This window comes from Collimonas humicola, from assembly GCF_018304945.1.
In the GTDB taxonomy this organism is placed as follows: domain Bacteria; phylum Pseudomonadota; class Gammaproteobacteria; order Burkholderiales; family Burkholderiaceae_D; genus Collimonas; species Collimonas humicola.
Window position 1 is genome coordinate 46,683 of the sequence record NZ_JAGQEE010000002.1, and the last position, 17,657, is coordinate 64,339.

At 61.9% G+C, this 17,657-nt stretch carries 19 protein-coding genes; 4 read left to right on the forward strand and 15 right to left on the reverse strand.

What is annotated here, in order from left to right:
• Positions 1-38: 38 nt before the first annotated feature.
• The 15 genes from gspE to KHU30_RS09000 all read right to left on the reverse strand — a co-directional run bounded on the left by gspE (position 39) and on the right by KHU30_RS09000 (position 12,773).
• Positions 39-1,490, reverse strand: coding sequence for a type II secretion system ATPase GspE (gene gspE, locus KHU30_RS08930; protein ID WP_199110794.1), 1,452 nt, complete (start codon positions 1,488-1,490; stop codon positions 39-41).
• Positions 1,487-3,769: a type II secretion system secretin GspD gene (gspD, locus tag KHU30_RS08935; protein ID WP_329956663.1), complete on the reverse strand. Its 2,283-nt coding sequence runs from the start codon at positions 3,767-3,769 to the stop codon at positions 1,487-1,489. The genes gspE and gspD overlap by 4 nt, the downstream gene beginning before the upstream one ends.
• Before the next feature lie 89 nt (positions 3,770-3,858).
• A complete protein-coding gene (gspN, locus tag KHU30_RS08940; protein WP_211442324.1) occupies positions 3,859-4,656 on the reverse strand; it encodes a type II secretion system protein N in 798 nt (265 codons plus the stop codon).
• Between the two features lie 51 nt (positions 4,657-4,707).
• Positions 4,708-5,250 carry a type II secretion system protein GspM gene (gene gspM / locus KHU30_RS08945; protein WP_211442325.1) on the reverse strand — a complete coding sequence of 181 codons (543 nt, stop codon included), beginning with the start codon at positions 5,248-5,250 and terminating at the stop codon, positions 4,708-4,710.
• The gene (gene gspL / locus KHU30_RS08950; protein WP_211442326.1) at positions 5,247-6,533 is read right to left on the reverse strand and encodes a type II secretion system protein GspL; all 1,287 of its coding nucleotides are present in this window, start codon (positions 6,531-6,533) and stop codon (positions 5,247-5,249) included. Before gspL ends, gspM begins: the two co-directional genes overlap by 4 nt.
• 14 nt (positions 6,534-6,547) lie before the next feature.
• A complete protein-coding gene (gspK, locus tag KHU30_RS08955; RefSeq protein WP_211442327.1) occupies positions 6,548-7,552 on the reverse strand; it encodes a type II secretion system minor pseudopilin GspK in 1,005 nt (334 codons plus the stop codon).
• Positions 7,549-8,202, reverse strand: a complete 654-nt coding sequence (locus KHU30_RS08960; protein ID WP_211442328.1) for a PulJ/GspJ family protein — start codon at positions 8,200-8,202, stop codon at positions 7,549-7,551. Before KHU30_RS08960 ends, gspK begins: the two co-directional genes overlap by 4 nt.
• Positions 8,192-8,584 carry a type II secretion system minor pseudopilin GspI gene (gene gspI / locus KHU30_RS08965; RefSeq protein ID WP_230411137.1) on the reverse strand — a complete coding sequence of 131 codons (393 nt, stop codon included), beginning with the start codon at positions 8,582-8,584 and terminating at the stop codon, positions 8,192-8,194. The genes KHU30_RS08960 and gspI overlap by 11 nt, the downstream gene beginning before the upstream one ends.
• Complete coding sequence (locus KHU30_RS08970; protein ID WP_211442329.1) at positions 8,585-9,082, reverse strand: GspH/FimT family pseudopilin; 498 nt, start codon at positions 9,080-9,082, stop codon at positions 8,585-8,587.
• A gap of 2 nt (positions 9,083-9,084) precedes the next feature.
• Positions 9,085-9,501 (reverse strand): type II secretion system major pseudopilin GspG, encoded by a 417-nt coding sequence (gene gspG / locus KHU30_RS08975; RefSeq protein ID WP_329956516.1) that lies wholly within the window; start codon positions 9,499-9,501, stop codon positions 9,085-9,087.
• 272 nt (positions 9,502-9,773) lie between these two features.
• Positions 9,774-10,790: an NAD(P)H-dependent glycerol-3-phosphate dehydrogenase gene (locus tag KHU30_RS08980; RefSeq protein WP_211442331.1), complete on the reverse strand. Its 1,017-nt coding sequence runs from the start codon at positions 10,788-10,790 to the stop codon at positions 9,774-9,776.
• A gap of 61 nt (positions 10,791-10,851) precedes the next feature.
• Positions 10,852-11,310, reverse strand: coding sequence for an SH3 domain-containing protein (locus KHU30_RS08985; RefSeq protein ID WP_211442332.1), 459 nt, complete (start codon positions 11,308-11,310; stop codon positions 10,852-10,854).
• A 139-nt stretch (positions 11,311-11,449) separates the two neighbouring features.
• The gene (gene secB / locus KHU30_RS08990) at positions 11,450-11,953 is read right to left on the reverse strand and encodes a protein-export chaperone SecB (RefSeq protein ID WP_211442333.1); all 504 of its coding nucleotides are present in this window, start codon (positions 11,951-11,953) and stop codon (positions 11,450-11,452) included.
• Between the two features lie 108 nt (positions 11,954-12,061).
• On the reverse strand, positions 12,062-12,325 hold the full coding sequence (gene grxC / locus KHU30_RS08995; protein ID WP_098494339.1) for a glutaredoxin 3: 264 nt from the start codon (positions 12,323-12,325) through the stop codon (positions 12,062-12,064).
• 46 nt (positions 12,326-12,371) lie between these two features.
• Positions 12,372-12,773, reverse strand: a complete 402-nt coding sequence (locus tag KHU30_RS09000; RefSeq protein ID WP_211442334.1) for a rhodanese-like domain-containing protein — start codon at positions 12,771-12,773, stop codon at positions 12,372-12,374.
• A gap of 164 nt (positions 12,774-12,937) precedes the next feature.
• On the opposite strand from KHU30_RS09000, the gene gpmA reads away from it, so the two are divergent.
• From gpmA to KHU30_RS09020, 4 genes are all read left to right on the forward strand, one after another.
• Positions 12,938-13,684, forward strand: coding sequence for a 2,3-diphosphoglycerate-dependent phosphoglycerate mutase (gpmA, locus tag KHU30_RS09005; protein ID WP_211442335.1), 747 nt, complete (start codon positions 12,938-12,940; stop codon positions 13,682-13,684).
• A gap of 89 nt (positions 13,685-13,773) precedes the next feature.
• Positions 13,774-15,231, forward strand: coding sequence for a murein hydrolase activator EnvC family protein (locus KHU30_RS09010; RefSeq protein WP_211442336.1), 1,458 nt, complete (start codon positions 13,774-13,776; stop codon positions 15,229-15,231).
• 3 nt (positions 15,232-15,234) lie between these two features.
• Positions 15,235-16,767 (forward strand): S41 family peptidase, encoded by a 1,533-nt coding sequence (locus KHU30_RS09015; protein WP_211442337.1) that lies wholly within the window; start codon positions 15,235-15,237, stop codon positions 16,765-16,767.
• A 102-nt stretch (positions 16,768-16,869) separates the two neighbouring features.
• A complete protein-coding gene (locus KHU30_RS09020) occupies positions 16,870-17,625 on the forward strand; it encodes a HesA/MoeB/ThiF family protein (RefSeq protein WP_211442338.1) in 756 nt (251 codons plus the stop codon).
• Positions 17,626-17,657 lie beyond the last annotated feature (32 nt).

The window sequence follows — 17,657 nt, forward strand, 5'->3', positions numbered from 1 at the left end:
TCTGCTCCTCGCTTATGTTTTCAGCTTACTGTTCAGGCTTACTCTTTGGTCACGCGCAGCAACTCGGCCTGCGTCGTCACGCCTTCGGTCAGCCAGCGCTCGCCGTCCTGGCGCATGGTGCGCATGCCATTGCGTTGCGCCACTTGCTGGATCTCTGCTTCGGAAGCCCGGTTATGGATCTGCGCAGTGATTTCATCCGTGGTCAGCAGCAATTCATAGACCCCGACCCGGCCGTGATAACCGGTATGGCCGCACTGCTCGCAACCGACCGCATGCCACATCTGGCCGTCGTGGCGGCGGCAATGGACGCACAGCTTGCGCACCAGCCGCTGCGCCACTACGCCCAGCAGGGAGGACGACAGCAGGAAGGGCTCGATCCCCATGTCCAGCAAACGCGTAACGGCCGCCGCCGAGTCGTTGGTATGCAAGGTCGCCAGCACCAGGTGGCCGGTGAGCGAGGCTTGCACCGCAATCTGCGCGGTTTCCAGGTCACGGATTTCACCGATCATGATGACGTCCGGATCCTGCCGCAGAATTGCCCGCAGCGCCTTGGCAAACGTCATCTCGATGCGCGCATTGACCTGGGTCTGGCCGACGCCTGCCAGTTCATACTCGATCGGATCTTCCACCGTCAGGATATTGGTGCTGCTGGTGTTCAGGCGCGACAGCGCGGCGTACAGCGTGGTGGTCTTGCCGGAACCGGTCGGTCCGGTGACCAGCACGATGCCGTGCGGTTGCGCGATCAGGCGGTCGAACTGCGGAAGCACGTCCGGGCTCATGCCAAGATGCTGCAGATCCAGGCGGCCGGCTTCCTTGTCCAGCAAACGCAGCACCGCGCGTTCGCCGTGGCCGGTAGGCAAAGTGGAGACGCGCACGTCGACAGGCTTGCCGCCGACGCGCAAGGTGATGCGGCCATCCTGCGGCAAGCGCTTTTCGGCGATGTCGAGCTGGGCCATGATCTTGATGCGGGAAATCAGCGAGGCATGCACCGCCTTCTTCGGCCGCACCACGTCGCGCAAGCTGCCGTCGATACGGAAACGCACTACCGAGATCTGCTCGAACGGTTCGATATGGATATCGGAAGCGCCTTCGCGCAAAGCCTGCGTCAACAGCACGTTGATCATGCGGATCACCGGCGCATCATCGGACGATTCCAGCAGATCTTCGATGGCAGGCATGTCTTGCATCAGCTTGGCAAGGTCGAGATCCGATTCGAATTCATCCACCACCTGCGCCGCATCGCCGCCAGAGCCGGCGTAGGCCGCCGCAATCGCCGCCTCCAGCTCATCGCGTGAAAACTTGCGGAACTTGATGCGGCCGAAGCGCCGGCTGACTTCGGCGATCGCGCTCGGCTGGGTGGCGTCGGAAATCCATAACTCCACCGGATTGTCGGCGCCGTTGGCATCCTCGGTACGCTGCGCCAGCAATGAAAAATTGCGGGCGAAGGCGTAGGGAAGCAGGCGCGTATCGGTCATTCTTGGATCGCTCATGGCGTTCTGTCGTTCTGGAAGCCGGGCGCCGGCGAGACCTGTGGCTTGGCTGGCACCAGCATCGGCATCTGCTGCTGTTCCGGCGTTGGCTGGTCTGGCCCATCCGGCGCATTCTTGTTTTTACGCAGGTCGATGAAGGGGCCGCCGTCTTCTATTCTAGATGTCACCGATGAGCCAAAATCGGTCAGAATGCTCTTACTTGGCTGGACCTTAATCTGTTGTTTGCGCATGTAGTCGTAACGGTCTACGGCTAACAGATTGCTGGTCTCTTTGTCGCGCACAATAATCGGGCGCAGAAAAATCATCAAATTGGTTTTCTCGCGGGAACCGGTCTGGTATTTGAAGAAATTGCCAATAAACGGCAAATCTCCCAGCAGCGGTACTTTTTGCACGCCCCCCGTATTGTTATCGCCAATCAAGCCACCCAAGGCAATGATCTCGCCATCATCAATGACCACATTCGTATCCAGAGAACGCTTGGTCGTCGTCGGACCATTAGTATTGCCCGCGGTACCCGTAACTACCGCCGATACCTCTTGCGAAATTTCCAGGCGCACTGTGCCGCCTTCGGAAATGTGCGGCTTTATCTTCAATGCAGTACCAACGTCCTTGCGATCGATGGTTGTAAACGGACTGCTGGTACCCGCACCGGTAGTCAAGGTGGAACCCGTGACAAAAGGTACGTTCTGGCCAACGATAATTTTGGCTTCCTCATTGTCCAGCGTCAGCAAATTCGGCATCGACAATACATTGCTGCCGGTGGTGGAATTTAAGGCGCTCGCCAAGGCGCCCAGACCGATTTTTCCAGCGATCTGACGGAATATACCAAGCTGCAAGCCGCTGCCGACTGTCGGTACGGAAGTGGTAGTGCCGGTATTGACAGTTTGGCCAATCGCCGTATTGAACAAGTTGCTATTGATGAGACCGGTATTGGTGCCGGTAAAGCCGGTACCGCCGCCGACCCGGTAGGCGCTGTTCTTATCTCCGCTCAAGGCCAGCCACTGCACCCCGATTTCACTGGCTGCGCTATCCGTGACTTCAACGATCAAGGCTTCCACATAAACCTGGGCGCGACGCGTATCGAGCTGGTCGATGACGCCGCGGATATTGCGGTAGACCGGTTCGCTGGCGGTGATGATCAGCGTATTGGTGCTGTCGTCAGCCTGGATAAAGCCGGCGGCTCCACTGCCGCTGCCACCGCCGGACGATTGCGATGAGTTATCCTGCGGTGTCTGGGACTGCGGCGTGGTCGAGGCTCCTGAGCCTAGCGCTCCGCTGCCGCTGGAACCTTGCAGCATGCCGCCCGAGCCGCTGCCAGAGCTCTTGCTGGACTGGCTGGAAGTCGGCAGCGAGGTATCGTTCGACACAATCGCGCGCAAGGTCTTGGCCAGTTTCACTGCATCGGCATTCTTCAGGTACACCACGTGGACGTTGCCGGCATTGGTGGTCGGCTGGTCAAGCTTGGAAATCAGCGATTTGGCCAGGTTGGCGCGGCCGGCGGACGGCGCCCGGATCACCACCGAGTTGGTGCGGGAATCCGCCATGATGATGGTGCGCGCACTGTCGCCGGCGCCCGGCGCCGCCGAGCCGGCATCCAGCAGCTTGCTGGCCATCACGGCGATATCGCTGGCCACCGCATAACGGATCGGGATCACGTCGAGGTCGTTGACTGCGGGCACGTCCAGCGCGGCGATCATTTTCCCCAGGCGCTGCAGGTTTTCCGCGTAGTCGGTTACCACCAGGGTGTTGTTGCCCGGATTCGCGTTGATCGTGTTGTTCGGCGAAATCAGCGGCCGCAGCACCGGCAGGATATTGGTGGCCGATTCATAGTTCAGGGAAAAAATCTGCGTCGCGATCTGGTCGCCGCGGACACTGGCCGGGCGGGTTGGCGCCACCTGCAGCTTGGCGTCGGCTTCCGGCACGACCTTGACGAAACCGTCGCCGCGCACCACGGCATAGCCTTGCAGGCGCAAGGTCGAGGCCAGCAGATCGAAAGCCTGCGTCTTGCTCACCGGCTTTTCGGAGACCAGGTTGATGGTGCCCTTGACGCGCGGATCGACGATGAAAGTCGTGTTGGTATATTGGCCGACCGCCTTGATGACCGACTCGATGTCGGCGCCGACAAAATTCATCACTGCCTGGCCGTTCGCCCCTTCCGTGCTGGCGCCCAAGGGGGCCGTACCCAGCACCGGCTGCGCACTGGCGGCAACCGAGACGCCGGCGGCACAAGTCAACAAGGCAATGGCGGCGGCGTAGCGCCAGGAACTGCGCGCGGCCAAGTGCAAATGCGGAGTTTCGCATGTCGACGCAGTGGTGTTCGCAGTTGTGTTCGCAGTTGCGTTGATTAGTGCGAGATACATTTTATCTTTCATGATTTAAACTCTAGTCCGATAACATTTCTGCCATTCATCTGGCGCCGTTGGCCGAGCAGGCTCAGTAAAGTAGCCAACTTTTCCTCTTGTCCCACCGCCGCTTCCGCGGTCCCCGAAAACTGAAAATGACCGTTTTGCAGTTTGCCGCTGCCATTCAACAACATCGCGCCGCTTAAAGTGCTCAGCGTCATGTCCGCCTGCGTGCCCTGCCAGTCCAGCCGCATGCGATAGCTGCCCAGCGGCTTGACCGGCGACAAGCGCGACGCCATCGCCAGCAGGTCCAGCGTCATGACGCCGTGCAGGGCAATCCCGTCAGCGTTGCCTATCCTGGTCCGCGCCAGCGTCAGCTGCTGCCAGCCCAGCTGCATCTTGCCCGACGGCTGCAAGGTATTCAATGGCGCGCCCAAGGCCGACAAACGCTCGGCCGGCAACAGCATGCCGGACGGGCTGACGGTCCATTCGCTCCAGCTGCCGCGGATGCTGACCGCGCTCGACAGCACTTGCGCATTCTCCAGCCTTGCATCGACCCTTCCCAGCAGCACCAGCGGCGACAGATGCCAGGAAAATCGCCCCGGCAGCAGGGCCGCCACCGCATCCTTGCCGCTAGGCGCGGCGCCGATAAAAGCCGAGCCTTGCCACAAGGATCCTTGCGCATCGCCCAAGGTGAGGCGGCCGCCGGTACGGCTTTCCAGCAATGGCGCCAGCCACGCCGCCGGCAAGAAAGCCAGTACCGTGATCACTGCACTCAACCCAGCCGCCACCAGCCATATCAATGCTCTGCCTAGTCCGCGCATCGCTATCCTGCAATCTGGAACAACGACGCCGGCGACGTCCCTCGCAACACTTTATTCATGTTTTTGCTGCAGCAAAGTGACCGTGGCGTTGACGATGCCCGGCTGCGGCGTCGCACCGCCCAGCGCCGTGACACTGGCATCCACCACCTGCCATTGCGAATTCTTCTGGACGTCGTCCAGCCAGTCCAGCAAGCCGGCAAAGGCCACCGCCGCCAACTGCACCTTGGCCATGTCGCCGTTCAACGTCACGCTTTGCGGACTCAGTCCCTTGCTCTTCAATGCTGTTTCAACCGCCTGTTTGCTCAAGGGCGAAGCCGGCCGTTCCGCCATCTGGCTGGACAGCGATGCCGCCTTGGCCGTCAAGGCCTGCAATTCGGCAGCGTGCTGGCGCAGCGCCGGCAAGTCCTTTTGCAGGCGGCTGCGGCCGCTCAGGGCCGGATCGAGCAACAGCAGATAAATGATGGCCAGCAGGATCACTGCCGCCGCAGCGCCGAGCAGGCGGCGTTCGCGCTGGTTTCTTTGCGCCCAATAGGCGCCGGCCGGCGCTGAAATCTTGCTCCAGGCTTGCTGCAGGGGGTTGCGTGTAGACGTCACTTGCCGCTCCCGATTTGCCAGACCCCGGTAGCCGGTTTGCTGAGCGTTAATTTCATGCTGCTCAATGCACTCTTGAGCTGCGCTTCGGCCCCATCCGCGTCGCCGGGATTTTTCAGGCGCACCAGCAGATGGTGGTCACGATATTCCAGGCTGGCGATGGCGCCGTTGTCTGAGCTCTGCGGCAAGCCTGCCCAGGCCGAGCCAAAGGCGGCCGCCAGGGCGATGAAGTCGTCCGCCGCCAGCTGGCCGCCATCGCGCTGGGCAGCGGCGATTTTTTGCTTGGCCTGGGCGATCGGGTCGACGATCACGGTTTCTTTCGGGAAGGCGGCGCGGTAGTTTTGCACCATGCCGCTGCGCAGGGCAGCAGCCTCGCGCCGCATGCGCAGCCAGTCATAGTTGAGGCTGACGACATTCACTAGCAGCAGCGCCGCCGCCAGGCCCAGCGGCCAGCGCCAGCGGCGCCAGCTGAATTCGGTGCCGGCGGCGCTGGCGGTCAGGCCGCTCATCAGGTCGATGCCGCTGCGCGCCTGCTCCTGGGTGCCGGCCAGCCAGTGCGACCAGTCGTCGGCCAGCACTGTGACCTGCGCCGGCTCCAGTTCCTGGTAAGCCGCCAGGGAGGATTGCGGTACATATAAAGTAATCTGCTGCTGCGGCAGGATGGACGTCAATCCTTCCAGTACTTCCTGCGCCACCGACTGTCCCGAAACCGGCGACAGCGACCAGCCCATGCCTTGTTCGCCTGACAGACGCAAGGCGACGTCGATGTCGCCGCCGTGATCGGTGATGGCGGCGACCGCCATATCCGGTTCGCGCAGGGGCAGGCAAAGCTGGGCCGGCCAGGCTTGCAGGTTATGCGCGCCCAGCGCCAGCAAGGTCTTGACCAGCAACTCCAGCCAGTCTCTTTGCACCACTGCAATCAGGCGCAGCTTATTGTCGGCGGCACCGCCGGCACTGCCGACGCGCTTGCGGCCGGGCACGATCACACAGTCGAAGGGATCGACCAGCAATTGTTCTTCCACCAGGTTCGGCAGCGCCATCTTCAGCTTGGCGTCGGACAGCGGCGGCACCTGCAACTGCAGCAGGTTGACGTCGGCCGCAGCCAGTATCAGCACCACCCGGCTCGCCGCGGCAATCTGCTCGGCCAGGCCGGACAGCTGTTCGGCGCCCTGGCGCTCGATGCGGCCGGCGTCCGACACCAGCGCGTAGCGGCAATCGGGCATGGCCACCGCTGCGGCGCTGTCCACAGTCGCCCTGGCGGGTAAGCGGAGAAGTAAGGTACTCAAAACGCGTCTTCCATTTATTGTTCTCTAATCCACACGATATTGGTGCTGGCGCCGTTATCGGCACGGTTCAGCAAGGATACGGTATTCAGGGCGGCGCGACCCATGCGAATCTTGCCGTAGACCAAAAAATTTTTACTGGAAACCTCGAGATACGCGTTTGCCGGCAGCGTTGATATGTTGAACAGGGTTGTCAGCTGCGCAGTGAAATTGTTGATATCGGTAAATGGCGCCGCGCGCCGCATGGCTACCAGCGTATTGGCCTGCGCCAGCGTCAAGCTAGGAATACGGGAAGCCAGTACTTCCGCCGACGCTGTATTTACGTTGACCGGCGTAGGACCGCCGGTCCAGGGCAGCACCACCACATAATCTTGCAGCTGGCGCACGATGTCCGGCGTGAATCCTGGCACCGACAGCAAATCGTCGACCTGCATCATCGGCAAGGTCGAACTGGCGGCGGTTGCGGCATTCCCCTGCTGCCCGGCTGGCGGCGTGCCTGGCGGGGTGGCCGACGGCGGCGCCGGCAAGCCTTGCGCGATGGCCTGGGCCGCCGCCGTGGCCAGCGTGCCCGGCAGGCGCAGGTAACTTAGCAGACGTTTGAAGGCGGCCACCTCATCGGGGGAAGGCTTGCCGCCCACGCTCAGGTTATTCAGGTTGTAGCGCGATTGCGCATCGACGATATGGCCGGACAGGATGGCGTCGCCGGCATCGCCAACCGCCTGGCCGTCTTCCACATACTGGTCGAGGCGGGTATCAGCCAGGGGCGCAGCCCACGGCTGGCTCAGGTCAGCGTAACGGAATTGCTTGCCGCTGGCGCGCAGGATCATGCTGGCCCAATCCAGCGCGCCGCGCATGATCCAGTTTTTCTGCAGCTGCAAACGCTGGTTTTCGATCGAGCGCACCTGCACCTGCTGCTGCCAGAACAAGCTGGCGACGATAGTGACCGCCAGCGTGGTCAGCAGTAAGGCCGTCACTACCGCAACGCCGCGCTGGGCATAGCGACTCCGCAGCGCGCGCCTCATGAGGCCCCCAGCAGGAAAGTCTTGGCCATGGCGCCGCTGCGCCCGCGCAGCTGCAGCGCCACCTGCAAGCCAGTCCATTTATTGGCGTTGGCACTGCTATCCTGGCTGCCAGCGCTGATGGCGGAAGACGGACGCCAGCCTTGCTGGTCGCTGCCCCACACCTGCGTCTGCATGCTGGCGATATCGGATTGCAACAGCACCGCCTGGCTGTTGGCGCCGTCGCCGCTATCGTTGAGCGCGTTCTGCCACCAGGTATCGATCACGCTCGGATCGCGCGTCGCCACCGACTCCTGGCGCGTCAGGCGGCCGTCGCGCAGACGGTAGTCCACCACCTGCAGGCGGGTCGGCTGCTGGTCGGCGAACACCAGCCGCACCATCAGCAAACGGCCCGGCTCCGCCGATAAATAAGGACGCGTGGTCATCAGCATCTTGGGGGCGATTTGGGCGCAGTCGCTTTGCAGCTGGGCAAACGTCAATTGCATGCCGCGCGTCTGCTCCATTTCCGCCGTCAGCGAAATCCGCGAACGCACGATGCCGTCCAGGCCGCGCCAGCCCAGTATCGCCACCATCGCCAGGATGGTGACGGCGATGATCAGTTCCACCAGCGTAAAACCGCGGCTGCCGCTTTTCAGCTTTCTGCTAACGTGCATTCGGCACCACCTGCGACAGATTGACGATGCGCCGTTCGGAGTTAGCGTCGGCGAACACCGATACTTCCACCCGCCGGAAATAGGGATTGGGCGTACCCAGCACGTGTTCCTGGCAATACAGCGGCAGATCGCCCTGCGGGCAATCGAAGGAACGGTTGCCGATTGCCGGCCATTCATGGCCGAGGCGGATTTGCGTCAGCCGGTTTTCGGCCGACCAGGAAGCCATCATGGCGGCCCGCAAGCCGCTGCTGTTTTGCGTCAGGCTGCCGACCGCGCGCAAGCTGGCGCCCAGGGCGGTGCCGACAATGACCAATGCCACCAGCACTTCCAGCAAGGTGAAACCTGCTTCATAACGGTGGGGAGGCATGCGCAAGTTAGACATTTATTCAACCGCAAAATGACCGATGCCATCGGCACGGATGAGGACCGTGCTGTCGCCGCTGCTCATGGTCAGGGTAAAAGGCTTGTCGACCGGTTCACGGCCGAAGGTGATGCGCAGGGTATTTGGCGGCGCTGCCTCGGTCGGCGCCGGATCCATGGCCAGCAGCATCGGACTGCGCTTGAAATCGCGCTGGCGCAGCATGTCGTCCTGGGCCAGCGGCTGCCAGCCGGTTTCTTCGCGCACCATGAAACGATAGCTGCTGGCGTCGGCTTCGAAAGCCGTCGGGCGATTGCGCAGGATGGCTTCTTCCCGCGTCAGCTGCAGCAGCAAGGCAATCCGCCTGGCGTCGTCCTGCATGACCTGGCGATCGCTGCGAAACGCGTTGAGCGACACCACGCCCAGAGTGATGCCTGCGATCACCACCACCACCAGCAGCTCCAGCAAGGTAAAGCCGCGCGCTGCACCCTGGCGCAGGTTGCGATGCGCCATGAGGGACATTATTACAAATCCCAAGAGCCGATGTCGGCGTCGTTACCTTCACCACCCGGCTGGCCGTCGGCGCCATAGGAAAATACATCTACTTCGCCATGGATGCCGGGCGACAGGAATTGATACGGATTGCCCCAAGGGTCTTTTGGCAGCTTGTCGATATAGCCGCCGCTTTTCCAGCCATTGGCGGCGGGACCGCTGGTCGGCTTGACCACCAGCGCCTGCAAGCCTTGATCAGTGGTCGGATAACGCTGGTTGTCCAGCTTGTACAGCTTGAGGGCCTGCATCAGGGTGCCGATATCCTGGCGCGCAGCCTGGATCCGCGCATCGTCGGTGCGGCCCATCAGCTTAGGCACGACCAAGGCCGCCAGAATCCCCATGATCACCACCACCACCATGATTTCAATCAGCGTGAATCCGCGTTGCATAAGGGCAGAGCGACGTCGAACAGCCGGGAACATTGTGCTATGCATTTCTTTCCTTATCAAAAAAACCACGATCATGTTTGGAAAGGGCGATTATATGCCGCAATCGTTGCCAACAAGCAGGAGAAATACACTTAATTGTCTTCGGCGTATTTATCCAGGTTTTGTCATGGATTTGACATAAAGAAATGATACTACTTGATGCTGCGCCAAAGCGGCATAACGACATTGCATCGCTATGTAAAATCGGCTTTGCCGGCCGGCTTGCAAGCGCCTTAGGCGGCTTCTTCGCGCGGATTTCGCGATAGCAGGAGCTCCATCACCGAACGCAGGGAAGCGCCGTCGAACAGCACGCCGGCAACTGCATTGGTGATCGGCATGTCGACGCCGCGCTGCTGCGCCAGAGCACGCACCGCAGCGGCACAGCGCACACCCTCGGCGACATGGCCGAGCTCGGTGACGATGGACGCCAGCGGCTTGCCCTGCGCCAGCCCCAGCCCGACCTTGCGGTTGCGCGACAGATCGCCGGTGCAGGTCAGGATGAGGTCGCCGACGCCGGACAAACCCATGAAAGTTTCGCTGCGGCCGCCGAGCGCCACGCCGAGCCGGGTGATTTCCGCCAGGCCGCGGGTGATCAAGGCAGCCCGTGCATTCAAGCCGAGTCCCAGGCCATCGGCGACGCCGGTGGCAATCGCCAGGATATTCTTTACCGCGCCGCCGACTTCAACCCCGATCAGGTCGTCGGTCGAATACACCCGGATGTTATCGCCATGCACCGCCGCCACCACCTGCTCGCACAAGCCCGCATGGACGCTGGCGACCGACAAGGCGCAAGGCAGGCCGCGCGCGACTTCTTGCGCAAACGACGGCCCCGACAGCGCCGCCGCCGGCATCGCGTCGCCCAGCACCTCGCGCACGATCTGGTGCGGCAGCAGGCTGGTGCTTTCTTCAAAGCCCTTGCACAGCCAGACGATATTCGGGATCGGATAGGCTTGCAGCTGCTGCGCCAGTTCACGCAAACCGGCCACCGAGGATGCCACGATCAGCAAGCCCTCCGCCTGGGCGGCGGCCGCGTCGCCGGTGACATGGGCGACGGCCTGCGAGAAATCGGCCGAGAGGCGCAGATTGTCCGGCAAGGGAAAGCCGGGCAGATAGACGCTGTTTTCGCGCTGCGCGGCGGCTGCCGCCATGGTGCCGGGATTCCGCCCCCACAGCGTCACGCTATGGCGCTGCGCCAGGGTGATCGCCAGCGCCGTTCCCCAGGCGCCAGCGCCAAGTACAGTTATATTCATGGATGGAATGGTAGGTTCAGGAGACACGGGCGGCTAGGAATGACAAAAATACGGGGAAGAATCAATCGCCCCAGACTTCGGCCGCCTTGACGTAGCCGCTCTGGCCGTCGCGATGGCGCACCTTGGCCCAGCCCGAGGCGACCGGATCGACCAGCTCCAGCAACACGCCCTTGTCGGCGCTGAACACGACTGCCGCGGCGTCGTCAGGATTGGCGCGGATCTTGGCATTGGCCACGGTCACCTGCAGGTTGCGCTTGGCGACCAGTCCCTTGGACTGCAGCCATGACAAATCGCCGCTGGCGTCGCGCACCTTAGTCCATTCGCCGTAGGTCAGCACCACTTCGACCGGCATGCCGCGCGGCGCAACCGCCACGCGCCGGCCTTTTTCCGAAGGCGCATCGTATAAAACCACGGGTGCTGCGCCAACCGCCTTGAAATCGAGGGCGTGGGCAGAACCGGCAACGCCGAGCGAGCTTCCCAGCAACAACGCGGCGGCAGCGGCTATGCGTGCAAATTTCATCTATTGGTCTCCAGTTGCGGCGGGGGCTGCCGCAAAACACAGGGCAAAGCTGCGGACGAGCGCCCTCTCCTTGCCGCGCTCATCCGCGGCCGGCGCCGGCGGCCGGCACTGCGCCAGGCCGCCGCTGCGCCTTGCGAAATTAGTTGATGGCAGACGAGCCGTCAACCGCGATGCTGTCGCCGCTGCCTTTTTGCGCTTGCTCGGCCAGTGCCTGCAGACGCTGCTGATAGAACACTTCGAAATTGATTTCAGCCAGGTGGATAGGCGGGAAACCGGCACGCGTGATGGCGTCAGCCAGATTGGCGCGCAGATACGGGTAGACGATGTTCGGGCAGCCGATGCCGAGCAGTGGATCCAGTTGTTCGGTCGGGATGTTGCGCAGTTCGAAAATACCGGCTTGCTTGCCTTCGACCAGGAACGCGACCTTGTCTTTCACCTTGGCGGTGACGGTCACCGTCACGGTCGACTCGAAAATGCCTTCGGCCAGCGCTTCGGCGCCCACATCCACTGCCACTTCGATCTGCGGAGCCTCTTGCTCGAGGAAAATGGCCGGCGAATTCGGTTGTTCCAGCGACAAATCTTTCAGGTAAACGCGTTGAATCTGGAACACTGGTGCTTCAACTTGTTGGTTCTCTTCAGCCATGACACTCTTTCAGTTAATTTAAATTAGCCAGACCGCAGCGCCTGCAACCTGGCCGGTTTTCAATGCAGTTTGCAACAATACCTGATTCCCCGGGGAAATTGCCGAAAATCAGGCGCTTTGCAGCAGGGGCTCCAGCTTGCCATCGCGATCGAGCGCATGCAAGTCGTCAAAGCCCCCGACATGGGTCGCGCCGATATAAATTTGCGGCACGGTGCGGCGGCCGGTCTTTTGCATCATGGTCTCGCGCTGCGAGGGATCGAGGTCGATCCTGATCTTTTCGATATTTTCCACGCCTTTTGCCTTCAGCAGCTGCTCGGCGCGGATGCAGTATGGGCATACCGCGGTGCTATACATTACAACATGTGCTGTCATGACTACTCTTCCTTGTTCAACCCCAACGCCAGCGAGCTGGCGGCGCTTATTTGACGGTAGGCAGGCCCTGGGTCTGCCAGGCGGCGATGCCGCCTTCCAGGTTATAGGCCTGGGCAAAGCCGGCCTGGGTCAATTGCGCCACCGCCTTGGTGGCCTGGTTGCCGGTCTGGCACACCACCAACACATTCTTTGCTTTAAACTTGTCCAGTTCAGCCATGCGTTGCGGCAGGTCTTTCAAGGGGATGTTCTTGGCGTCGATCAGGTGAGCGGCGGCAAATGCATCGCTGTCACGTACATCCAGCACCAGCGTCTTGCCCTGGTTGATCAGTTGGGTGGCCTGTAAAGTCGATACCCGGTTACCGCGCTTTTGCAACAAAGGCAGCAACAGTGCGCCACCCGACAATATTGCTACTGCAATCAGAAAAATGTTATCAATCAAGAATTTCACGGCGATCCAATGGTATTAGTTAATCCCGCCATTATAAAATAGAAGCTGTAGCGCCATTCAATTCGTATCAGCTCAGCTCAAAAAACCTTTGAGCGCCGCAGCTGGATTCCGATGGCGAGCAACCGATTTCCTACTTACCTATCTAACTTAGTTGGCAAATTACCATGTACAAAATCGTATTGATGCGCCACGGCGAATCCACCTGGAACCTGGCTAACCGCTTCACCGGCTGGGTCGATGTCGACCTCACCGACAAGGGCGTGGCGGAAGCCAGGCAGGCCGGCCAGCTGCTGCTGCAAGCCGGCTTCACCTTCGACCTGGCGTATACATCGGTGCTCAAGCGCGCGATCCGCACCTTGTGGGGCACGCTCGACGAGATGGACCTGATGTGGCTGCCGGTGAAGCATCACTGGCGCCTGAACGAGCGCCACTACGGCGCCCTGCAAGGCTTGAACAAGGCGGAAACCGCGGCCAAGTACGGCGACGAGCAGGTCATGGTATGGCGCCGCAGCTATGACACGCCGCCGATGCCGCTGGAACCGAACGATCCGCGCACTTCCTACGCCGACCCGCGCTACGCCGGCCTGAAACGCGAGGAAATCCCGCTGACCGAATGCCTGAAAGACACCGTGGCGCGTGTCTTGCCGTTCTGGAACGATGAAATCGCGCCGTCCATCCGCAGCGGCAAGCGCATCATCATCTCCGCCCACGGCAATAGCCTGCGCGCCCTGATCAAAATGCTGGACGGCATCAGCGACGAGGATATCGTCGGCCTCAACATTCCTAACGGCCAGCCGCTGGTCTATGAGCTGGACGCCGACCTGAAGCCGATCAAGAGCTACTACCTGGGCGACCAGGAGGCGATAGCAGCGGCGATGAACGCCGTCGCCAGCCAGGGGAAAGCGAAATAAATATCTCGCTGGGTCATATCCTGACACCTCTCAGCAAGCGCAACAGCAACCACGCCAGAAACCGCCAGCCGGCGTTCCTGGCGTGGCCTTTGGCGCTGCTGCTGGCAGCCGCGCTGGCGGCGGCCCAACCGGCGGCAGTCAGCGCAGCACCCGCTAAAATCACCGAACGCAGCAAGCAGAAGCAGGCGGCGGAAGCGCAACGCGCCGACTTGCGGCAAAAGCTGGACAGCCTCAAGCGCGACATCAGCCAGACCGAAACCGAAAAAGACGACGCCAGCGACGCCCTGGCCGACTCCGAGGAAGCAGTTTCCAAGGCCACCCGCTCCCTGCGCGACCTGAGCGCGGAGCAGCAGCAGACCGAGGCCAAGGTCGCCAGGCTGGCCAAGCAGCACGACGAACTCAGCAAGACCGTGACCCGGCAGCAGACCCAGCTGGCCAACCTGCTGCGCCAGCAGTACGTGGCAGGCAATGAGGACCGCATCAAGCTGCTGCTGTCGGGCGACAATCCGAACCGCATCAATCGCGACCTGCAATACATGGGCTATGTTTCGCAAGCCCAGGCCAAGCTGCTGGAAGCGCTGCGCGCCAACCTCGCTGCAGTAGAGGCCAACCAGACCGAAGCCCAGAACGCCAAGGACGACCTGGACGAGATCGCCCAGGAACAGCGCGACCAGAAAAAGCTGCTGGAACAGGAAAAGGCCAAGCGGGCGACGCTGCTGACCCAGCTTTCCAGCAAACTCAACAGCCAGCGCAAGGAAGCCGGCAATATCCAGCGCGACGACCAGCGCCTGTCCGGCCTGGTGGACAAGCTGGCCCAGCTGATCGAGGCGCAGAAGCAGGCGGAAGCCGCCGCCCGCGAAAAGCAGCGCCTGCAGCAGCTGGCCCAGGCCAAAGCCAAGGCTGAAGCGCTGGCGCAAGCCCAGGCGGCGCGCGAGCGCCAGCGCCTGGCGGAGCAGCAACGCGCCGCGCAGGCAGGGAAGCCGCCGGCTACAGACAGCACAGTCAAACCCAAGCCGGTCAATCCGGACGCCATCGACGACGATCAGCCGCCCGCCGTGGCGGTCACGCCGCCGACGCCGGCTCCTGTGCCGCCGCTGGCGCACAACGAGCTGACGCCGGAGCCCGAGGTCAAGGATGTCTCTTATGGCAAGCCGTTCGAATCCTTGCGCGGCCAGCTGCGGCTGCCGGTACGGGGCGACGTCATGGCGCGCTTCGGCAGCAAGCGCGGCGACGGCCCGAGCTGGAAAGGCCTGTTCATCCGCACCCCGGAAGGCACTGAAGTCAAGGCGGTCGCCTCTGGCCGCGTGGTGTTTGCCGACTGGCTGCGCGGCTTCGGCAATCTGATCATTGTCGACCACGGCAACCAGTACATGACTATTTACGGTAATAATCAGGCATTATTGAAGCGCCCCGGCGACGCGGTCAAATCCGGCGACGTGATTGCCAATGCCGGCAACAGCGGCGGCAATGAACAATCAGGTTTATACTTTGAAATTCGGCATCAAGGCCGTGCGTTCGACCCACTCGGATGGGTAACTACTAGGTGAAACATGGGCAGTAAGCTTAAAAATATCGGTCTAATCAGTTTAGGCGTCATCGCGGGCATCGGCGCCTCTATCCAGTTCGACGCCATTGCGCAGAAGAGTGCCGCCGCGCCGTTGCCGCTGGAAGAATTGCGGCAGCTGGCCGATGTGTTCGGACTGATCAAGTCAGACTATGTGGAGCCGGCGGACGACAAAAAGCTGCTGACCGAAGCCATTTCCGGCATGGTCGCTTCGCTCGATCCGCACTCGGCCTATCTGGACAAGAAAGCCTACAAAGAGTTGCGCGAGAGCACGCAAGGCAAATTCGTCGGGCTCGGCATCGAAGTCGGCATGGAAGAAGGCTACATCAAAGTGGTCTCGCCGATCGAAGACTCGCCGGCCTATCGCGCCGGCATCAAGGCGGGCGACCTGATCACCCGCCTCGACGCCACCCCGGTCAAGGGCCTGACCCTGGAACAGGCCGTCAAGCGCATGCGCGGCGAACCGAACACCAAGATCACCCTGACCATTTCGCGCAAGGATGAAGACAAGCCGCTGATCTTCAACATCACGCGCCAGGAAATCCGCGTCCAGAGCGTCAAGTCGAAAGTGGTCGAACCGGGCTATGCGTGGTTGCGCATCACCCAGTTCCAGGAACCGACGGTGGACGACATGGCCAAGAAAATTGCCGCCATCTATGCCCAGGAGCCGAACCTGAAAGGCCTGGTGCTGGACCTGCGCAACGATCCGGGCGGCGTGCTGCCAGGCGCGATCGGCGTTTCCGCAGCCTTCCTGCCCAAGGATTCGGTGGTGGTGACCACCAACGGCCAGCTGCCGAGCTCCAAGGCTTCGTTCTACGCCAAGCGTGAATACTATGCCAACCCGGGCAACGACCCGCTGGCGCGCCTGCCTGACGCCTTGAAAAAGGTGCCGATGGTGGTGCTGGTCAATACCGGCTCCGCCTCAGCTTCGGAAATCGTCGCCGGCGCCCTGCAAGACTACAAGCGCGCCACCATCATGGGCACCCAGACCTTCGGCAAGGGTTCAGTGCAATCGGTGATCGCCCTGCCGCCGGACCGCAACACCGCGGTCAAGCTGACCACCGCGCGCTACTACACGCCTAACGGCCGTTCGATCCAGGCCAAGGGCATCGTGCCGGACGTCATGGTGGATGAATATGCCGACGGCGACGGCCTGAACGGCCTGCGCCTGCGCGAAGCCGACCTCACCAAGCATCTGAGCAACGACACCGACAAGGGCCCTGAGATCAAGGCGAAGGTGGATGAACTGGAAGAAACGCAACGGATCGCCGCAGCCGAGAAAAAGCGCAAGCCATTGGAATACGGCGGCAAGGATGACTTCCAGCTGGCGCAGGCGCTCAACCAGCTGAAGGGCTTGCCGGTCCAGGTGTCCAAGGTCAAGCCGGAAGTGCGTTCGGAAAGCGACAAGGACGACAAGGCAGTGAAAGATGACAAGCTTGAACCGGCCGCCGGCGCCATCATCCACAAGGATGAGCCTAGCGACGACAAGACCGGCGGCAAGAAGAGCGATAAAAAGTAATCGCTTTTCACGCTACACTAAGGCCGCAGCAATGCGGCCTTTTTTTATACCTGCAGCGCCCGGCCGCTATGGCGGCACAACTTATCCATTTGACAGCTTCTTATGAACGACCAGCAACTACTCCGCTATTCGCGCCATATCCTGCTGGACGATATCGATATCGCCGGCCAGGAGAAATTCCTGGCGGCGCATGCGCTCATCGTCGGCGCCGGCGGCCTCGGCTCGCCAGTGGCGATGTACCTGGCGTCGGCCGGCGTCGGCCGCATTACGCTGGTCGATAACGACACGGTCGACCTCACCAACCTGCAGCGGCAGATCCTGCACACCAGCGACCGCGTCGGCCAGGCCAAGGTCAGCTCCGGCAAGACCGCCATGGCGCAGATCAATCCGGAAATCGACATCATCGCCCTGCCGGAGCGCGCGGACCAGGCGCGCCTGCAGCAGCTGATAGCCGATGCCGATGTGGTGATCGACTGCAGCGACAACTTCGCCACCCGCCAAGCCATCAACCGCGCCTGCGTCGCACTGAAAGTACCGCTGGTGTCTGGCGCGGCGATCCAGTTCGACGGCCAGATCAGCGTCTTCGATCCGCGCTCCGAGACATCGCCCTGCTACGCCTGCCTGTTTCCGCCGGACCGCGAATTTGAAGAAGTGGCCTGCTCCACCATGGGCGTGTTTGCACCGTTGGTCGGCATCATCGGCAGCATGCAGGCGGCCGAAGCGCTCAAGCTGATCGCCGGCATCGGCGCCTCCCTCGCAGGCGTCCTGCTGATGCTGGATGCGCGCGGCATGGAATGGACCCGCATCGGCGTCGCCCGCGATGCCGGCTGCCCGGTTTGCGGCGCGCAACATCCCTGAGCGCGCATTGCAGGGAATTGCCCGCGAACCGG